At 53.1% G+C, this 19525-nt stretch carries 21 protein-coding genes; 14 read left to right on the top strand and 7 right to left on the bottom strand.

The window, feature by feature from the left end:
- Positions 1-65: 65 nt before the first annotated feature.
- From trxA to HMPREF2958_RS04290, 5 genes are all read right to left on the bottom strand, one after another.
- Positions 66-392, bottom strand: a complete 327-nt coding sequence (trxA, locus tag HMPREF2958_RS04270; protein WP_070696914.1) for a thioredoxin — start codon at positions 390-392, stop codon at positions 66-68.
- Between the two features lie 15 nt (positions 393-407).
- The gene (gene trxB, locus HMPREF2958_RS04275) at positions 408-1451 is read right to left on the bottom strand and encodes a thioredoxin-disulfide reductase (RefSeq protein ID WP_070696916.1); all 1044 of its coding nucleotides are present in this window, start codon (positions 1449-1451) and stop codon (positions 408-410) included.
- Between the two features lie 254 nt (positions 1452-1705).
- On the bottom strand, positions 1706-2941 hold the full coding sequence (locus tag HMPREF2958_RS04280) for a hypothetical protein (RefSeq protein ID WP_048778931.1): 1236 nt from the start codon (positions 2939-2941) through the stop codon (positions 1706-1708).
- 90 nt (positions 2942-3031) lie between these two features.
- Entirely contained in the window at positions 3032-4717 is a 1686-nt protein-coding gene (gene murJ / locus HMPREF2958_RS04285) for a murein biosynthesis integral membrane protein MurJ (RefSeq protein WP_070696918.1), read from the bottom strand.
- Between the two features lie 21 nt (positions 4718-4738).
- Positions 4739-5239 (bottom strand): NUDIX hydrolase, encoded by a 501-nt coding sequence (locus tag HMPREF2958_RS04290; protein ID WP_004005942.1) that lies wholly within the window; start codon positions 5237-5239, stop codon positions 4739-4741.
- A 102-nt stretch (positions 5240-5341) separates the two neighbouring features.
- Between HMPREF2958_RS04290 and HMPREF2958_RS04295 the strand changes: the two genes are divergently transcribed.
- The 7 genes from HMPREF2958_RS04295 to rplI all read left to right on the top strand — a co-directional run bounded on the left by HMPREF2958_RS04295 (position 5342) and on the right by rplI (position 9945).
- Positions 5342-6766 carry a CCA tRNA nucleotidyltransferase gene (locus tag HMPREF2958_RS04295; protein WP_070696920.1) on the top strand — a complete coding sequence of 475 codons (1425 nt, stop codon included), beginning with the start codon at positions 5342-5344 and terminating at the stop codon, positions 6764-6766.
- 160 nt (positions 6767-6926) lie between these two features.
- A complete protein-coding gene (locus tag HMPREF2958_RS04300; protein ID WP_102034942.1) occupies positions 6927-7295 on the top strand; it encodes a TM2 domain-containing protein in 369 nt (122 codons plus the stop codon).
- 222 nt (positions 7296-7517) lie between these two features.
- Entirely contained in the window at positions 7518-7880 is a 363-nt protein-coding gene (locus HMPREF2958_RS04305) for a TM2 domain-containing protein (protein ID WP_013398165.1), read from the top strand.
- 225 nt (positions 7881-8105) lie between these two features.
- On the top strand, positions 8106-8408 hold the full coding sequence (rpsF, locus tag HMPREF2958_RS04310; RefSeq protein WP_004005946.1) for a 30S ribosomal protein S6: 303 nt from the start codon (positions 8106-8108) through the stop codon (positions 8406-8408).
- Positions 8409-8493: 85 nt separating this feature from the next.
- Entirely contained in the window at positions 8494-9144 is a 651-nt protein-coding gene (locus HMPREF2958_RS04315) for a single-stranded DNA-binding protein (protein WP_004005947.1), read from the top strand.
- 88 nt (positions 9145-9232) lie between these two features.
- Positions 9233-9469, top strand: a complete 237-nt coding sequence (gene rpsR, locus HMPREF2958_RS04320; protein WP_004005948.1) for a 30S ribosomal protein S18 — start codon at positions 9233-9235, stop codon at positions 9467-9469.
- Positions 9470-9492: 23 nt separating this feature from the next.
- Positions 9493-9945: a 50S ribosomal protein L9 gene (gene rplI / locus HMPREF2958_RS04325; protein WP_004005949.1), complete on the top strand. Its 453-nt coding sequence runs from the start codon at positions 9493-9495 to the stop codon at positions 9943-9945.
- A gap of 140 nt (positions 9946-10085) precedes the next feature.
- Here rplI and HMPREF2958_RS04330 read toward each other — a convergent pair whose 3' ends face one another.
- Positions 10086-11078 carry an alpha/beta fold hydrolase gene (locus tag HMPREF2958_RS04330; RefSeq protein WP_070696922.1) on the bottom strand — a complete coding sequence of 331 codons (993 nt, stop codon included), beginning with the start codon at positions 11076-11078 and terminating at the stop codon, positions 10086-10088.
- 337 nt (positions 11079-11415) lie between these two features.
- Here HMPREF2958_RS04330 and HMPREF2958_RS04335 point away from each other — a divergent pair, with 337 nt between their 5' ends.
- The 7 genes from HMPREF2958_RS04335 to dnaB all read left to right on the top strand — a co-directional run bounded on the left by HMPREF2958_RS04335 (position 11416) and on the right by dnaB (position 19047).
- On the top strand, positions 11416-12456 hold the full coding sequence (locus HMPREF2958_RS04335; RefSeq protein ID WP_070696924.1) for an ABC transporter ATP-binding protein: 1041 nt from the start codon (positions 11416-11418) through the stop codon (positions 12454-12456).
- Complete coding sequence (locus HMPREF2958_RS04340) at positions 12457-13344, top strand: ABC transporter permease subunit (protein WP_070617958.1); 888 nt, start codon at positions 12457-12459, stop codon at positions 13342-13344.
- 119 nt (positions 13345-13463) lie between these two features.
- Positions 13464-13781: a hypothetical protein gene (locus tag HMPREF2958_RS04345; protein WP_004005956.1), complete on the top strand. Its 318-nt coding sequence runs from the start codon at positions 13464-13466 to the stop codon at positions 13779-13781.
- Between the two features lie 742 nt (positions 13782-14523).
- Positions 14524-15324 (top strand): class I SAM-dependent methyltransferase, encoded by an 801-nt coding sequence (locus HMPREF2958_RS04350; protein ID WP_070696926.1) that lies wholly within the window; start codon positions 14524-14526, stop codon positions 15322-15324.
- A gap of 176 nt (positions 15325-15500) precedes the next feature.
- Positions 15501-16670, top strand: coding sequence for a nucleotide disphospho-sugar-binding domain-containing protein (locus HMPREF2958_RS04355; RefSeq protein ID WP_246828025.1), 1170 nt, complete (start codon positions 15501-15503; stop codon positions 16668-16670).
- A gap of 43 nt (positions 16671-16713) precedes the next feature.
- On the top strand, positions 16714-17577 hold the full coding sequence (locus tag HMPREF2958_RS04360) for an SDR family oxidoreductase (RefSeq protein ID WP_070696930.1): 864 nt from the start codon (positions 16714-16716) through the stop codon (positions 17575-17577).
- A gap of 111 nt (positions 17578-17688) precedes the next feature.
- Positions 17689-19047 (top strand): replicative DNA helicase, encoded by a 1359-nt coding sequence (gene dnaB, locus HMPREF2958_RS04365; protein ID WP_070696932.1) that lies wholly within the window; start codon positions 17689-17691, stop codon positions 19045-19047.
- A gap of 290 nt (positions 19048-19337) precedes the next feature.
- On the opposite strand, the gene HMPREF2958_RS11060 is transcribed toward dnaB, so the two are convergent.
- Positions 19338-19525: hypothetical protein (locus HMPREF2958_RS11060; RefSeq protein WP_210400879.1), on the bottom strand; the 188-nt coding region annotated here is incomplete at its 5' end.

Consider the following 19525-nt stretch of genomic DNA (forward strand, 5'->3'; position numbering starts at 1 on the left):
TGGATGTTTCACGTGAAACATCCACACCTTCTATGGGTTTTTGAGGATGAAGGCTTGAAGAAAACCTACTTGATGTATTCCTCAAAATCAGCAATGAGCGCCTGTTTGGGACGAGCGCCTACGCTCCTCTTTACAACCTGCCCATCTTTGAAAAGGTAGATCGCGGGGATAGAAGTAATGTCGTATTCCATAGCGGTGTCGCCACTCTCTTCGACATTGACCTTCACGACATCGACCTTATCGCCATATTCGGCGGCGATTTCATCGAGAACCGGGGCGACCATGCGGCAGGGACCACACCACTCGGCCCAAAAATCAACGATCACTGGCTTGGAATTCTCCAGAACCTCAGCCTTAAAGGTGGCATCGGTTACTGCTTTTGCATTACTCATATCTGATTCTCCTAACTAAAGGTTTTCGAGGTAGTGCTGTGCGTCGAGTGCTGCTACCGCACCCGAACCAGCAGCGATAATCGCCTGACGGTAGGTTGGATCAATGACGTCGCCCGCGGCGAAAACGCCGGGCAGAGAGGTTTTTGATGAGCGTCCCTGAACCGCAATCGTGTTCTGATCGGTAATCTCCAGCTGATCCTTAACCATCTCGATACGCGGATCAGACCCGATGGCAATGAATAGTCCGTCGAGCTTCATATCGCGGGTAGCGCCAGTAACGGTATCGGTCAGAACGACCTCTTCCAGCTTGGAATCGCCGTGAATTTCGCTCACCACGGAATTCCAGAGAACTTCAATCTTGGGGTTGTCGAAAACGCGCTGCTGCATAATATCGGATGCGCGCAAAGAATCACGGCGGTGGATCAGATAGACCTTGGATGCGTAGGTGGTGAGGAAGAGTGCTTCTTCCAGAGCAGAATCGCCGCCGCCTACCACCGCGATTTCTTTATCTTTGAAGAAGAATCCATCGCAGGTTGCGCACCATGAGACACCGTAACCAGAAAGTGTATCCTCACCTTCAACACCCAGCTTGCGGTACTGCGAACCAGTCGAGAGAATAACGGTTTTTGCGAGGTGTACGGAACCGTCGGAGAGAATAACCTTCTTAATATCGCCGTCGAGCTCCAACTTTTCGACATCCTGGTAGCGAATATCCGTGCCGAAGCGCTCCGCCTGGGCACCGAAATTGGTCATGAGCTCGGGTCCCTGAATGCCCTGCACAAAACCGGGGAAATTCTCGACTTCGGTTGTGGTCATGAGAGCGCCGCCGGGGGAGAGGGAGCTTGCGAAGAGTACCGGCTCAAGGTTGGCACGCGCCGCGTAGACGGCGGCAGTGTACCCGGCAGGGCCGGAACCCACGATAATAACGTTGTGAACCTTCTGATCGCCCTCAGAGGCCGTTTCTTGGGATTTTTCTTGGGGGGTAGAGGATGCGGCAAGGTTCAGACCGCCGAGAGCGGCGCCTCCGAACAGATTGCCCAATGTATTTTCAGTACTCATTCTTCTCTTCCTCGAATTCTGCTGATAGTCGCTCAACGCAACAGTATCCCCAATTATTCCATTCTGGGGGCGGCTAATCCATATTGACTGGGATCGAATCGAAAATGCCGGATATCAAAGAAAAATGTGACGTTTTATGTTCGTGGCTGCACCCGACGGAGAATACTGGGCGGAAGCCTTGAGAGAGCGAGATCAAGGCAAAATAAATGGCGCATCCCCACGTATGAGGATGCGCCACTCGTTGAGGCTGTACGCTATTCGGCCTTAATCTCGCCAATGCGCAGACCGTAGCTGTACCCTGCGATAGGTTGCGAGAGCTTGGGTGCTTCATCGAAGACGATGATGATGTAGCCGCCCTTATCGGCAGACTGCTTGTCCTTATCCAGCTCAACCGTGACGTCCTGCCCAGAGAAGCTTCCCTTGCCGACTTCGGTGGCACCGCTCATCGAGGCTTGGTTGTTGGTGTACACGGTGAAGGAACCGCCGGAACCGCCCGTCTGCTGAATAGTTAGTTTAGAGACAACCGTGGGAGACTCTAATTTAGCGGCAAGTCCGAATTCCTTGACGACACCACCGAAGGCGGGGCTACCAAAACCATAGCTGGACCAGGTGCTTGAGGGGTTACCATCGGTCAGTGCGGGAAGACCGGAATCCATATCCGCCATAAAGTTAGGGTTGCTCGGCACCAGACGCGATACGGAGGTAACCTTTACTGGCGCATTGGAGGCGCTGGGAGATGCCGACGGGGAGGCTTCCTCAGATTCTGTAGACCCTGCCGTAGCGCTTGTGCTCGCCGAGGCGTTCTTACCTTTAACCGGATTCGATGCGTGATTCGACCCCAAACCGGTCAGCGTGGTGAGCACGCCACCGGCAACAATGACCAATAGAAGCACGGCAGCGAAAGCAATAGCCCAGGTTCCGCGGTTTGTGCCTTCGTCTTCGTCGTCTTCATAGACGCCGTCATCGTTCGGTCCGGAGACCATAGGTGCAACGTTCATCGAGGGGATCTGTGAGACCTCCCACGCCTTTACGGCGCTGATAGCGGAGGTTTCGGAACCCACCATTGGAATGTTCTCGTAGGTTTGCGGCGCGGCACCGGTAAGGCTGTCACCGAAGATTTCGGCCCCGAGTGCCTCATCAGGGTTGCCGTCGGGAGAGACCGAGGGGTTATCGGTCAGTAGGGTGTCAAGCAAAACATCCGGGCGGCTGTATGAGGTCACCAGGTATTTATTGCCTTCGGGGGCGATTCCCATATCGAGAATCTGAATGTTGTAGCGGCTATTGACCGCCAGCGCCCGCGAATTCTTCTCCAAGAGGTGGCTGCGCACGGGAGAAGCCACCACCACCGAAACCTTACGGTTCAGAATCTGATCCTTACCTTCGAGGATCATATCTGATTCGGCGGTGATGATAATCTGTGCGGTGATTTCGTAACGGCCACCCAAAACGGTTCCGACCGGAATCTGCTGCGACAAGTTCTCTCCCGTCATGTATTTTCTCGCCTATAGTTTAGTAGGCCCTTCCAAAGATTTTACCCGGATTACGCCGGATACGGTGTTTTTAGCGGTTTGCGGGCTGGTTTAAGATTCGTTTGAGGCCCCTCGCCGTGCGAGTGCTTTCACCTTGCCTGCAATGGGTGCGAAGAGAGCATCTGCCTCACGCACGCGGAAAATCTTGAGCATCACCACATAGCTGAAGAGCATGGTGAGACCACAGATTATAAGGGTTATAACCGCTGAAATTTTTGATGCCCAGGCGAAGCCATCAAGATTGTATCCGCCCAATACCCACAATACGGCGGCGGCAATAACTCCCGCAAAACATGCCGCGAGGGTAGTACGAGCGTACATGTTGATAATACGCTTCTGCCCATAATACCCAAGTCTGCGGCGAATTTCGTAATGGCTGATGGCGACCACGAAGAGGTTCTGTACCGGGAAAATCAGGGAGAGCGCATACACGGTGTAGCGCGGGTCAAGCAGGGAGGCAACCCCACTCATAATGACCATAACAATCGCGGCGTAGAACTGAATGAGGAAGGGGGTGCGCGCATTCTCTCGGGCATAGAGAACGCGCCCGTAGAGGAAGGATATGGTCAGTGCAGGGGTTCCCAATGCAGTAATAGCAATGAGGCGCCCAATGACGGTTGCCGCAACCGGGTCTCCGCCGCTAAAGAGCACCGCCACGGGACCGGCGAGGACGATAAGTGCGAGCGCACAGAAAACGGTGGCAATACCGGCGGTACGCATACCGTGTGAAAGGGCGTGGATGACGCTGTCGCTATCGTCCGCGATGGCGGAGGAACTCATGCGGTTAAAGAGGACGGTAGCGATGGAAATGCCGATCACGCCGTGGGGGAGCGAGTAGAGCATCGAGGCGTAGTTCATTGCCTGCAGACCGGGAATCTGAATACCCATATCGGCATACTGGGCGCGGGCGCTCACCACGGATGCGGCAACCCGCGTCATATACATATACGACAGGTTAGAGACGGCACCGGCGGCAAGGGTCCAAATCGCCAGACGAGATGCTTCCCGCAGTCCGATACCGCGCCAGCCGAAGTCCGGCTTGAGCCGCAGCCCCAGCTTCCTGAGCGGGATAAAGAGAACGATAGCCTGCAGCGCCACACCCAGAGTTGCCGATCCGGCGAGGAAGATCGTCTGCATCGACGTCCAGCTTTCGACTGAGTGGCGTGGCGGATTGATGGTTGTATCCTGCGCTCCGAAGGTGAAAATAAAGATAAAGAGCGCAGCGATAGCAACGACGTTATTGAGCACAGGCGCCCACATGAAAGCCCCGAAGGCCTCTTTCGCGTTGAGTACCTGCCCAATGACCGTATAAAGCCCGTAGAAGAAGATTTGCGGCAAACACCAGAACGAGAATATATACCCGAGTTCCTTTTGCTCTGGCGTCCATGTAGAGCCCATAACGTTGATAATAGGGATGGCGCACGCCAGCGTAATCGCTGTAATCAGACCGATGGCCGTCACCGTAATTGTTACGAGCTTGGAAATATACCGTTCGCCGCCGTCTTGGGCTTTAGCGACTTTGATAATCTGCGGCACGAGCACGGCGTTGAACACACCACCGGCGACCAACACGTAGATGAGGTTGGGGAGCGTATTTGCGGTCTCGAAGACGTCACCTACGGTCGAGAGGGCACCCAGTGCCACCGTGAGAAGGATTGCCTTAAGGAACCCTAGAACACGGGATACGAGCGTTCCCGCCGCCATAATGGCGCTTGAGCGTGCATCGGTACGTGCCAACTTCTTCTCCTGGTTGTGACGTTAGAGCTGGGTATTAATATACTCTCGTGCAATATCTGCGATGCGCCGTTCATTAGCGAAAGAGAGTTTCTGGCTAAGCTCTGCCAGGGGTACCCACGCAACATCGACTGCTTCATGATCGGGGTCATGCTCAATGGTTAGGCGGCCGCCGGTAGCACAAAAAAGGTAGTGATGTACCGTTTTATGGATGCGCTGCCCACTAGACGTAAACCAGTAGTCGATATACCCGAGGGTAGCAACAATGTAACCGGTAATTCCGGTTTCTTCGGCTATTTCTCGCTGAGCTGTTTCTATCAGACTTTCATGACCTTCAACATGTCCCTTAGGTAGACACCATTCGAGCTGTCTGTTGCGGTTATAGCGCGCAATGATTGCCACCGGCAGGTCGGGACTATCAAAATTAATCATGAGCCCTCCCGAAGAGACCTCTTCAAGCGCAGGCACCGGAAGCTGGGGCGCGAAGGGGCGTATTTTGGGTGCGCGCGGTACGGGAAAACTCATAGTTCTACCTTATCCGATGCGGCGCTATTTTGGGCTATGGTGCGGCTGATAGGAGCCCGCTAATATGCTCTTGCCGCTAATATCTGGCAGGATTAAGAGACTATGTCGCAAAAACTTGATGTGCTCTCAAAATATCCGGATGCTGTTGAACTCGGCGAACTCTACCGCCAAGCGGGTTTTGATCTCTACCTAGTCGGTGGTCTGGTGCGTGATGAACTACGCAACACCCCCGGCGAGTTTACCGATTTCGATATGACCACGAACGCCACCCCCGCCCAGAGCGAGCGGATTTTGAGCGCCTGGGGCGAGCACATCTGGGATATCGGCAAAGAATACGGCACCATCAGCGCCCGCAAAAACGGCGCTGTTTACGAGGTAACGACCTACCGCGCCGAAGTGTACGTCGCCGATTCCCGCAAACCCACGGTGGAATTCGGCACCGACCTGAAGGCTGACCTGATACGGCGCGACTTCACCATCAACGCCATGGCTGCTGCGCTGCCTTCGGGGGAAATCGTGGATCTTTTCCACGGCACTAAAGATTTAGCAGAGGGCGTTTTGCGAACCCCGCGCTCGCCTCAAGAATCCTTTTCCGAAGACCCGCTTCGTATGATGCGCGCGGCGCGGTTCGCTGCTCGGTTCAACCTCACTGTAGCGCCGGAAGTATTCGAAGCGATGCGGCAGATGGCACCGCGTATCGAGATTATTTCGGCGGAACGGGTGCGCGACGAACTCATCAAACTCATCTGTGCAGATTACCCGCGCGTGGGCCTGAACCTGCTCGTAGAAACCGGACTCGCGGACTATGTGCTCCCGGAACTGCCCGCCCTGCGCATGGAAATGGACCCTTCACACCACCATAAAGACGTTTATGAGCACTCGCTCAAAGTCATGGAACAGGCGATCGAGAAGGAAACCGACGCTGACGGTCCCTGCCCCGCGCCCGATTTTGTGCTGCGTTTCGCATCGCTTCTGCACGACATCGGCAAACCCAAAACTCGCAGATTCGAGAAAGACGGATCGGTATCTTTTTTGCAGCACGATGTGGTTGGCGCGCGCATGGTCAAAAAACGGATGCGCGCCCTACGCTTCGATAACGACACCATCAAGGCGGTGGCGCGCCTCGTGGAGCTTCATATGCGTTTCTACGGCTACCGTGAGGCCGGGTGGACCGACTCGGCGGTACGTCGATACGTGCGGGACGCAGGGGAGCAGCTGCAGCGTCTCCACAGGCTTTCTCGGTCGGATGTCACCACGCGCAATAAGCGCATGGCGCGCTCGCTGGCGCAGGCATATGATGATTTGGAGCGGCGTATTGATGAGCTTGCAGCCCAAGAAGAGCTGGATGCGATGCGCCCTGAACTGGATGGCGAACAGATTATGGCGGTGCTGGGCATCGATCCTGGGCCTCTTGTGGGGCAGGCGTATAAATTCCTGCTGAACCTGCGTTTGGATGAGGGTGAACTTGGTGAAGAAGAAACGACCCGCCGTCTGCTCGTGTGGTGGCAGGAGCACGGAGAGTCCTAAATCCCCATAATACGGCGGAATACTGCGGAAAAGAGTATGACGGAGACTACGGTGCATAAGGTTCACTAAATGCCTCTGTGAAGCTAAATTGACGTGTAGGATGGTACTCAGCGGCAGCGTTCGCCGCGCACGAATACACATTCACCGAAAGGGCATTACTATGTCTGATAACTCTGCCTTTAATCCGGCTTCTAACCCCGCATTCAACGGTTCTCAACCTCACGGACAGTCCGTACAACCTATCGCCGTAGCACCGGTCATGATGGTGCAGCAACCCAAATCCATGGCGGTGGCATATCTGCTGTGGTTTTTCCTAGGTTCCCCTGGTATTCACAAGTTTTATCTGAACCAAACGGGTCAAGGGATTCTATACCTGTGTTTATTCCTTACTGGCTGGGCAACTGTTTGGTTTCTTATCGGGATAATTCCTCTTGTAATTTTGGGTATCTTGCTCATCATTGATATTTTCCTGATACCTGGCCGAGTGAACCAACTCAACGGTGTAACCCCCGTTGTCGTGAAGCAGTAACAGCCCATTATCACGACCCCACCGCGCATTGGCGAATCCCGCATCCTCACAGTCGAGGATGCGGGATTTTTTGTCTGAACGAAGGTTGGTGCGGTGGAGGAGGGGAGGGCAGACTCCCACCGAATACACACCCCGTTCCCAGGGTTTGCGCATGTGAACTGTCTAAACTTGCAGTGAGCGCGTTATATACAGCGCGCTGAAACACTCACGAAGGAAGGAAATATGTCGCAACAGGTTTATGAACCTAAACTTTTCGCCCATGGAACCGTTCCGGGCAGCCGTACTTATGTGAACTCCGAACATGAACAGTCGACCGTCGTTGTGGTTCGCCCCAAATCCGTGATTCTCACCTATGTGCTGTGGCTTTTCCTCGGATGGTTAGGCATCCACAAGTTTTATCTGCGTCAGCCAATTCAGGGGCTGCTTTATCTGGCGCTCACCGGTATAACTAGCCTGCTGACGCCCATAGGTTTAGGTTGGATAACCGGTATTCCGTTAGGCCTTCTGCTCTTCAAAGACCTCTTCACGAATATCCTTCGAGTCGCCATCCTCAACCTTCGGGACTCTTCGGTTCGTTACTACTAAAACCAGAATTTTTAGCGTTCAAGACTCTAGCTTCAGGATGCTCCCGTTACACCCACGCGGTGTGGCGGGCGCATCCTTCTCTTTGCTGGATTCTACCCTGTATTCTCGTGTAGTATAGAAGAATCTGTGTGTGCATCCTGAACAAGAGGATGCTGCACCGGGTGCCACATGAATCTCCTGCTATGGAAATCCCATAGCCGTTTAGCCCAAAGGAGGGGTTTAATCATGCGTGCATACGAACTGATGGTTATCCTCAACCCCGAGGTTGAGGACCGAGCGGTAGAGCCGTCTCTGTCGAAGTTCCTGGAAATCGTCACCAACGCTGGCGGTACCATCGACAACCTTGACATCTGGGGTCGCCGCCGTCTGGCATACGAGATCCAGAAGAAGTCCGAAGGTATCTATGCGGTTGTTAACTTCACCGCGAGCCCTGAGACCGCCGCTGAGCTCGACCGTGTTCTAAACCTGAACGAGTCCGTTATGCGTACCAAGATCATCCGTCCGGAGGATCAGAAGGTCAACAAGTAAGACTCTAAAACCGCGACCTGATTAAAATGTCAGGTTCCTATGGTTACCTAGAGTTATATACTTGAATCCATTCGAGGAGGCATCAATGGCAGGCGAAACCATTATCACTGTGGTCGGGAATCTCACCAGCGACCCTGAGTTGCGCTACACTCCCGCAGGTGCAGCGGTTGCAAACTTTACGATTGCATCTACCCCGCGTACCTACAACCGTCAAACCGGTCAGTGGGAAGACGGTGAGGCACTGTTCCTGCGTGCGTCTATTTGGCGCGACTACGCAGAGAACGTCGCAGAGACCCTGAAAAAGGGAACCCGTGTGATCGCCCAGGGTCGTTTGAAGTCTCGCTCGTATGAAACGAAGGAAGGCGAACGCCGTACCTCAATGGAGATCGAGCTCGATGAGATCGGTCCCGCTCTACGGTACGCTACCGCCCAGGTAACCCGTTCACAGCGCACCTCTGGAGGTAACTTCGGTGGTCAGCAGGGCGGCAACTTTGGCGGTAATAACTTCGGTAATAACCCCCAGCAGGGTGGTTTTAACAATTCCGCGCCGCAGCAGGGCTTCGCTCAGCAGCAGGGCGGAAACGGTTACTCCAGTAATGCCGGATTCGGTGGGGGAGCCCAACAGGCGCCCGCACAACCGGCACAGCAGCAGGCACCTGCAGCTGATCCGTGGACCTCGCAGTCCGGCGGAAACTACGATTGGGGTACCGGTGCCGATGATGAACCTCCGTTCTAAAGAAACGTTCCGTCTTCCTCAAACCAAACCATATATCAATCCATCCCGCGGTTAACGCCGCGGGCTCCCAACCTAAAGGAGCACCACGATGGCTAAGGCTGAAATCCGTAAGCCCAAACCTAAGCAGAACCCCCTGAAAGCTGCTGACGTCACCGTTATCGATTACAAAGACGTCGCCTTGCTACGCAAGTTCATCTCCGATCGCGGCAAGATCCGCGCTCGCCGCGTAACTGGCGTGACCGTTCAGGAACAGCGCAAGATCGCTCAGGCAATTAAGAATGCCCGTGAGGTTGCACTGCTTCCCTACTCCGGCGCTGGCCGCTAACGAGAAGGAGAGTAACAAGTACTATGGCTAAGATTATTCTGACTCAGGAAGTAACCGGTCTGGGTGCCGCTGGTGACATCGTCACCGTTAAGAACGGCTATGCACGTAACTACCTTCTTCCTCGCGGCTTTGCCGTTTCGTGGACCGTTGGCGGCGAGAAGCAGGTTGAATCTATCCGTGCGGCCCGTGCGGCGCGTGCGAAGGCCTCCCTGGAAGAAGCCCAGGAGACTGCAGCTAAGCTCTCTGCTCGTCCGATTGTAGTGGCACACAAGGCTGGTGCTGATGGTCGTCTCTTCGGCTCCGTTAAGGCAGATGCTATTGCTGACGCTATTGAAGAGGCAGGTCTCGGCACTATCGACAAGCGCACCATTCACCTCGGTTCCGCTATCAAGCGCACTGGTGAATACCAGGTGACCGCTCGTCTGCACGAGGATGTTGTTGCCAACGTTACTCTGGACGTTGTAGCAGCCGCATAAGCAGGGCGTATTTAGACGCTGTGAGGGCGTCGCATTCCGACTGGGATGCGACGCCCTTTTTCATATGTGAAGCCAATTATCCGTTTTACCCGAGAAGTGCGGGGTAGGGGAGGGATATGTTTCACGTGAAACATTGTGTGTTATAGAGTGCCGTCAATAAAATCTATGATCGCTTGGGTTACCTCTTCCGAATGCCCCCCGATCATATGACCACCCGTTTCGAAGATACATGTGGTGAGATTCGGGTATCGGTACATAGAACTCTGCACATGCCCTCGCGGCTGGGCAAAAGGCACCACTCGGTCATCTTGTGCGTGGATAAGAAAAACGGGCGGTTCCAAGCTCTCAATGGGGTATTCCTCAAGATGGACCGCCATATCCGGGTTCGTGATAGTTGCGTCGATCTTGGCTCCCATACGTCGCTCCTGTAGGGGGAGCATCCCATATATGGTGTGTGAGGGAAGCCCAAATAGAGGTTTGAAAAACGGAGACAGCAGCCACATGATGTAGTCATGGTTCAGAGCGGCAGGAGGCCCCATACGCGTGGGCAGCTTTCGTGGTTTTTCCTCCTGGGGCGGGGCAGAGCTGAGGAGAATAAGACCTGTTGTCCGTTCCGGATAATCCAGAGCGAAACGAAGAGCGAGGGTTCCTCCGGCAGAGGCGCCTAGCACATAGACCGTCTCGATATTGAGGATATCAAGGAGTGCCATCAGAGCCGCTGCCTGTTCTTTGGGAGTTCCTTCACCTGCAACCGAGCTTCCGGGGTACCCAAAACGCGATGGAGCAATAATCCTGTAGTGTTCCGAGAGATCCCTAACGTTCTCAAAGGCTTGGTCGTAGCCTCCATAGATACCGTGCAGAGACAGGATAACGGGAGGGTCGCTATATGCTGAGGATGACCCTGTGGGCATAATGTCGAGATATGCTATCTCTCCATAGCTGAGATGCACCGTTTTGGCCGGATACGACGCGAGTTTGTCCACAGCATCGTGGAGTGCCCGGCGGCATCGTATACCCTGAACACCCATGTAGGTTGTGGCAGCAAGCGCTGTACCACCAAGGAGGAACCAACCCCACCGGCCGTATCCTGCACGGTTTTTCTGTGGTTCCCGTGTACTGCTAGTCCCACGCATAGTTCCCTATTCCTTCGTATACGGTCTATTTTTAACTACACTAATTTCACAAACGTGGGCGCACAACCCTAGGGGACGGGTATTAGGGCTATTCTTAGAGATACTTCGATATAGTAATATTTCTATCTATATACGTTGGATAACGCTATTTTTTGTTGTCTTAGTACCGAATATTCTTATATACAGCATTAATGTTTCACGTGAAACGGTGTGCGTAAAAGATTGAGAAATAATAAAAATATCGGGAGGACCTCAAAAATCCTATATTCTCCGGAGTGAGAAACGTAGACTGGACGTGACAGAATATCCTTAAATTTCTGCAGAAGGATAGGTATAGATGTTACAGGTTCAGAATCTTACCAAGAGGTATGGTGATAAAACCGCCGTTAACGATATGTCTTTTATCGTTCCCGACGGTAAAGTCACCGGTTTTTTGGGTCCCAATGGGGCAGGTAAGTCGACCACGATGCGCATGCTGGTCGGACTCCATAAGCCCACCTCGGGCGAAGCCCTTGTGGACGGCAAAAATTATCAGTCCCTTAAATCTCCGCTCCATACGGTGGGAGCCCTCCTTGACGGGAAATCGGTACATCCGGGGCGCAGTGCACGCACACACCTCATGTCTATTGCGCTTACCCACGGTATTTCGGCGAAACGTGTGGACGAAGTTATCGGCATGACCGGTCTAAGCCAAGTCGCTAAACGAAAAGTCGGCGGTTTTTCTCTCGGTATGAATCAGCGTTTAGGTATTGCCTCAGCTATCTTGGGCGATCCCCATAACGTTATTTTGGACGAGCCGGTTAATGGTCTTGATCCCGAAGGCGTGGTGTGGGTTCGTCAGCTGGCGAAGTATTTGGCGTCCGAGGGCCGGGCGGTGCTGATTTCCTCGCACCTCATGAGTGAGATGGCCCAGACCGCTGACGACCTCATTATTATTGGGCGCGGCCGCCTGCTGGAACATACGTCTATTGATGAACTTATCTCGCGCATCGGCGGTCATAAAGTTCTGGTTCGTACCGATGAACGTGACCTTTTCGCTTCACTTCTTGCGGAACGGTCGCTTCCTTTCGAGGCGGTCGATACCGATGGTTTGTTGGTTTCGGCTGATGCTCGTGACCTGGGTGAACTCGCTTTGCGTGAGCAAATTTTGCTCTATGAGCTGGCGCCTCATGAAGCGACTCTTGAGGATGTTTACCTTGAAATTACACGTTCAGAGGTTGAATATGTCTCTGATAGTCTTCCAGGTGCTGGTGCCGTAGCCGCGGTTTCTTCGGTGCCGAATGCACCGGCAGCCGATCCTCAACTGCAACCGGTGACTAGTTCTCCAGAGCACAGCTTTATCGATGAAACCCAGCAGGGGAATGGGAGGAACATATAAATGAGTACTCAAACCTACGCTACTAAAAATGCGCCTGCACCGGTTGCTCATAATCTATCATTCCTGGGTGTGCTCCGCTCAGAATGGTTAAAGATGCGCTCCCTACGTTCTCAGCAGGTTCTCTTCATCATTACGGTAGTGCTGATTTTAGGACTCGCAATGCTGCTGGCTCCTGTTTTTAACGAACAATTGGCACAGTATGAGAAAGATGTGAGTACATCGCAGATTGTGAATGGGCAATCAGTCAACGGTTCCGAGATCATTGACCAGATGAAGAGCGCGTCGTATTCTATCGGAGTTGTAGGCGCTTCATTGGGAGGCATTATTCTTTCTTCCATGGCGACGGTATTTATTGCATCTGAATATGCCACAGGTGCCATGCAAACAAGTCAGCTAGCAGTACCGCGTCGTTCTCTTTTATATTCTGCTAAAGCCCTTGTGGTGACGGTGGTAGCTTTTGTCGTAGGAACCTTGAGCGGTATCTTGGCATTCTTCTTAGGTCAGATGATACTCACGGAAAAGCTACGAGTCTCTTTCGATGGTGAAGTACTTCGAATCACTCTTCTTCTTGGACTGTATCTTGTGGTACTTGCTTGGATGGGATTCGGGTTTGGTGCTCTCCTCCGTAATAGTGCCGGAGCTATTGTTCTTACAGTCGTTCTGCTTTTTGTGGTGACGATAGTTCTTAGTTTCTTCAGGTCTGCTGAGTGGGCAAGCGATGTTTCCAAGTATCTACCTGTCCATCTGGGCGAAAATATGTTGGTCTACGATACTGATAAGTTTAAAGATCCCAGCTACGAAGTCCGCTGTATCCTCTTCACCCTGTGGGGTTTTGTACCCTTGGTACTTGGCTGGATTCGCTTCAAATTCAACGATATGAAGTCTTAGACTTACGGCTCATCAGGTAAGAGGAAGTGCCGCCTCCTGAACATAGACTGGCTGGGAGGCGGCACTTGCTGTTACATCAAGGATCATTGTTGTGGGCTACTCTCGGTTAGGCTAGATATATGGCGAAAAAATCTTTCAATCACCTTCCCCCCAGCACTCAGCTTTTGCGGGTCGGCATCATCTTCGAGGCAGTAAGTGTTGTACTTGTGATACTTGCCTTTATTCCTTTTCCCTCGCTCACGGTGAATGCCATCCTGTTTTATATCACGATAATCGTGGGTAGTTTTACCTCTGTGATCGCCTTTATCTGTGCCATAGTGGGGCTTATTCGGTTTGTGCGCCATCGCATCGCAAATATTGTATTGGCGGCGGTATCGGTGCTGATAAACCCGGTGACCGTAGTTTTGGCTGATGCTCTTCTGAACTCTAACGGCTAAATTACTGTCGCGCGGGGATTGCGCTCTGCATGCTGAGGTATCGGACTGACGCTCTTCCCAGTATTTCTTGCGGGGACTTTCAGGTGTTTTTCAGCCAAACCCCAAGGTTCCTCAAGGTAACTACGGTTAACTAGAAGTGTTGGTTCGAGAGGACTGCGATGTGAATGTGTGTGTTTCAGAGAGCGGATATGCTCTCGTGGAACTGAAAAGCGAGGCTACCGCGTAGCCTCGCTTTTCAGTTTTAAAAATTTCGCCTTCTTCCGGGCGGCTATTACAACCTCATGCACGGCACCGGATACAGTGTGTAATTCTCTGCGATATATGCCCTGTAAGGAAGCTCTGACCCCTGGCCTTGTGTCTACAGCACACATGACCCCTCGTATTCACAGATATTCCCAAGGTTTAACTCACGAGGAATAAAGGTTGACGGGTCATAGTTATATCAGGTAGTTCGAGAGGACTATCTGAAAGTTGGACTTTCCTTAGCGGAAGTGGCTCTGATTTTCGTATGTATGTGTGTGTGATTGAGGCTGAGATCGAATCTTCGGGTTCGGTCTCAGTTTCGTTTAACTCTTAGTCTGCGTTCCGCACATAAAGCCACAGAAAACAATGGCGTAGTACCAGCGTGACAGGAGGCTTGTAAGATACAGCATAAGAAGAATGCGGCTACCTCATGACGGAGTGTAGAATTAGAGCATAAAAATTTTGCATATTAAATACGAATTATCACAGGAGATTTATCGTGCCTAAAACCCCGAACGTTCCCGGTACCGATCGTCCCGCCGAAAAAGCCGCCGGACACTGGCTGCTCGCCCAACTCGGCAAGAAAGTCCTTCGTCCCGGTGGGCGCGAAACTACAAACTGGCTGCTCAGCCGCGCGCTTGGTGGGCAGATCGACGTGGTTGAGTTTGCACCCGGACTAGGCATTACGGCGCTCGAAATCGTCAAACGCAGCCCCAAGACCTACACCGGTGTAGACCTTGATCCAAAGGCGGCTGAAATCGTGCGCGGGCGCATCGGAGACAACCCCAACTACACGGTCGTGAACGCCGGGGCACAGGAGACCGGACTGCCCGATTCCAGCTACGACGTGGTGGTGGGCGAGGCTATGCTGACCATGCAAACCGACAAGCACAAGCTGGAAATTATGCGCGAGGCGGCGCGCATTCTAAGGCCGGGCGGCTACTACGCCATTCACGAGCTGTCGCTAACCCCCGACTACCTGCGCCCCGAAGTTCAAGAAGAAATTCAGAAGGAGCTGGCACGAAGCATTCGCGTGAACGCACGCCCGCTTACGGTTGCCGAATGGACTCGTCTTGCCGAAGAAGCCGGGTTTGAGGTGTTAGACGTATATCAAACCGAGATGGCTCTTCTGGAACCCAAACGCATGATTGCCGATGAAGGGGTGGGTGGACTCGCCAAGATCATGTTCAACCTTGCACGCAAACCGCAGATTCGTGAGCGCGTGCTGGGTATGCGCAGTGTTTTCCGCCGTCACGCCGACCATATAGGCGCTATCGGTCTGGTTCTACGGAAGAAATAACTACGATTTGCGCGGTCAGAAAACGGAGCCTGAGTTTTTCCCGATACAGTGGGCGGATTACTGAGGCTCCGTTTTACACTAGATATATATGAGGCGTAGATCCCACTCAAGCATGTGTACGCCCCCCGCTGGAGAAGACAATGAGCCGTATTCTTTTCTCTCCCGAAAGCTTTAATATGGGTGAAACCACGCGCGGCATCGAAATAGCGCGTGTTGCCCAAGACCGAGGGCACAAAGTCCTCTTCCATATATATTCACCCAAATACCGTGGGTTGCTGGAAAGCGCACGGCTTCCCGTGCATCTTCGTGAACCCATCATGACTGATGCCGAAGCGAAACAACTCATGGCGCTTGACCAAGGCAGGGGAGTGCGGCATCCCTTCACCACCGAGAAAGTACGCCAGAGGGTTACCGTAGAACTTGCGGCTATTCGTGACTTTAACGCAGATGCCGTGGTGATCGGCTCTAACCCGACTATGCTGATCTCCGCGCGCATCGCCGGTGTACCTATTTTCTATGCGCGCCCTTACGCATATTCAACGACCTATTTTTCTGCGAAATCTGCTGGTGAAGCCCCCTCAGCACCGGGATGGTTACGCACACTGGTTCGGGCAATATCTTATAAACCAGCTTCGTTCACTCGCGTAGCCCGCGAACATGGAATCAAACTCCCGCGCCGTACCGTCGACATGTTCAGCGCTGACGTAAACCTTATCTGTTCTCTTTTTACCGAGCTGCGCGGCGATCCGTTAACGGCGCCGGATGTCAGTGTGGGACCTATCTACTACCGTGCTCCCGGTGAACTTCCGCAGGTTGTTCGGGAACCTAAAAAGCGACCACTTATCTACGTGGGGATGGGCTCATCCGGGTCTGCACGCATCTTGGCGGCGGTGCTGCGGCAACTTTCAACGGCACCGGTAGATGTGCTGGTCGGTGATGGGGTGCTGTTGTCGGATGCTGATGCGCGCTCGCTGGGCGACAATATTCACCGCGCGGGAACTGTCCCGGCTCATCTGCTTGCTGGGCACATTGATGCCTCAATCACGCACGGTGGTGAAGGAACCGTGCAGACAGCGTGCCTGGCGGGGGTACCGTTCGCGGGTATCGCCATGCAGGCCGAGCAACGTTGGAATATTGAGGAATGTGCACGGTACGGCAATGCCCTGCGCTTCACGAAACATGATGTGCATCGAGGCCAGATGTGCGGCATTCTGGATCATTTAATTTCAGATGAGACCATGCGTGCCAAGGCCCGGCAGCTCGGTGAGGCAATGCGCGGAATGGACGGACCAACCCGCGCCGTAGAGGTGATTGAGGGCTATCTCAAAGACTGTAATCCTATCTAAAGAGTGCGAAACTCTGTTCACAGAACCACAGCGAGGTGAAACGATGAATATTTTGGTTGTTGGAGCATCGGGCTATGTGGGGCGTCATATTGTGGAGCAGGCGCATCGTCGCGGGCATCGGGTGCGTGCTGTGGTGCGCGATAAGGCTCGGGCTGAGAGCGCCGGGGTGTGGGGTGCACCATCGCTGGCGGATAGGGTAGATGAGTGGGTGGTTGGTGATGTAACCGACCGTTCCTTGACAGCAGGGGTGTGCGATGGCGTTGATGCGGTTATTTCGGCACTAGGGGTAACTCGGCAGAAGGCCGACCCCTGGGATATTGACTACCGTGCGAACCTAAATATATTGGAGTCTGCGCGCGCCCATGATGTCACCCGTTTCTGCTATGTGAACGCCATACACGCCGAGTCGATTCGTTCGCAGCTCACGCGTGCGAAAACGGCTTTCGCGCAGGCATTGATCCAGTCGCCGCTGGCGCATCAGGTGGTGAGCCCGAGTGGATACTTCTCGGATATGAGCGCTATAGCGCAGATGGCACGCCGCGGTCGGGTGTATCTTCTGCGACCGCAAGGGCGGCTTAACCCCATTCACGGGGCGGATGTTGCCGCATACTGTCTTGATAAGGTGGAATCTGCTCAGGAGGGATCCTACGATATTGGTGGTCCCGAGGTTCTCTCGTGGCGCGAAGTAGCACAGTACGCTTTTGAGGCGGTGGGACGCCCCGCGAAGATCACGGTTATCCCGCCCTGGTTAGCAGACGGTGTGGTGAAGGGGATCGGCCTTATCAAACCGCGCGTGGCTGATACTTTATCGTTTATGCTGTGGGGCTTAACGCATGATTGTGTGGGAGAGCCGACGGGAACGCATAGTCTTCGAGAGTTCTACCGGGAACTGGCGCAGAATTTATAGGGCGGTGTACATTTCAACAAGCGTTCATGAGAAACTAGCATAGAAGTTCTGCAGAAATTGCTTCTGGAACGCCATAAGCATCGGATAAAAACGCGATTTTGAGGAAAAAGCATGTCTGAAACTACCATTGATTATGGTTCTCGCACCCTGCCGCACGATGATGTCGCGGAGCAGTCGGTGCTGGGCGGCATGATGCTCTCTAAAGACGCTATTGCCGATGTTGTGGAGACTCTGCATGCGGGAGATTTCTATAAGCCGCAGCATGAACTGATCTATGAGGCAATTATTTCTCTGTATGGTCACGGCAACCCCGCCGATGCGATTACGGTAGCGGATGAGCTCAAGGGTCGCGGCGAACTCACACGAGTCGGTGGGGCAACATATCTGCATACACTCATCGCTTCGGTTCCAACCGCTGCGAATGCCCAGTATTATGCTGAGATCGTCAAGGAACACGCGGTTATGCGCCGCTTGGTAGAGGCTGGCACTAAGATCGCCCAGCTCGGTTACACGAGCGAGGGCGAGGTAGACTCGCTGGTTGATCAGGCACAATCTGAGATTTACGCAATTTCAGATGGTAACGCGAAAGAGGATTACGTTACCTTCTCAGATGCCTTAGAAGCCACGATGAACGAGATCGATGCGAACTCGAACCGCCCGGATGGTGTTTATGGCGTGCCCACGAGCTTTATTGAGTTTGATGAGCTCACCGGTGGTTTGCATCCGGGGCAGATGATTGTGGTTGCCGCGCGTCCCGGCGTGGGTAAATCGACGTTGGCACTGGATATCGCTCGTTCTGCCGCGATTCACCATGATATGACGACGGTCTTTTTCTCTTTGGAAATGGGTCGCACCGAGCTTGCAATGCGTGTGCTTTCGGCGGAGGGACGCATTTCGATGGGTCGCCTCAAGAAGGGAGATCTTGACCAGGAGGGATGGACCAACCTGGCGACCCTGCAGGGGAAAATAACTGGTGCACCGCTTTTTATTGATGATTCGCCGAACATGACGCTCATGGAGATTCGTGCGAAATGCCGTCGCCTTAAGCAGCGCAATCAATTGCAGCTTGTGGTGCTGGACTATCTGCAGCTGATGAGCTCGGGAAAGAAAGTTGAGTCTCGTCAGCAAGAGGTTTCGGAGTTTTCCCGTAGTCTCAAACTTTTGGCGAAGGAACTTGAGGTTCCGGTCATTGCGCTGTCGCAGCTGAACCGTGGTTCGGAGCAGCGCACCGATAAGCGCCCAATGATCTCTGATCTGCGTGAATCCGGTTCGATTGAGCAGGATGCGGATATGGTGATTCTGCTGCATCGCGAGGACATGTACAACCCCGACAGCGATCGTGTGGGCGAAGCAGACATGATTATTGCGAAGCATCGTGGCGGCCCAACGAAGACTATTCCCTTGGCGTTTAGCGGTAAGTACTCGCGGTTTAATAACATGGCTTCTGAAACTCCACCGCAGCAGTATTAGCGGAATCTAGCGCATTTGAGCGTAAGAAAGGCGTTGCTTGACCGTTATTTTTACCGGGAGGGCAGCGCCTTGAGTCTTTATGAATTTTCGGAGTATAAGGAGTTTTCGTGAATGAGGTTTTCATGGAAGTAAACACCCAAAATATTATGTGATGTACTGCATATTATTCTGGTTTGCAAAGCACGGAAAGCCTCTGTATAGTTATATGAGTCGCCGCGGCGAGCGGGGGTAAAAACCCCGAAATTTCGCGGCAAAACCAACTATACACTGTATGACTTGAAGTTTATGTGTCACATTTGTGAGACGATTTCAAAAGCATAAGATTTTGAATGAATCTCAGAATTGTGTGATATAAAACACAAAGTTTTAGCTTGTGTTTCTTTCTGGAAGCGAGTATAGTTGTCTAGGCTGTCACTCAAAATGGAGTGGCGATATCCCTGACCGACTGATGATGATCTCTGCATGCGTGTTTGTGTGT

The organism is Rothia sp. HMSC036D11, assembly GCF_001814205.1.
Classification (GTDB): domain Bacteria; phylum Actinomycetota; class Actinomycetes; order Actinomycetales; family Micrococcaceae; genus Rothia; species Rothia dentocariosa.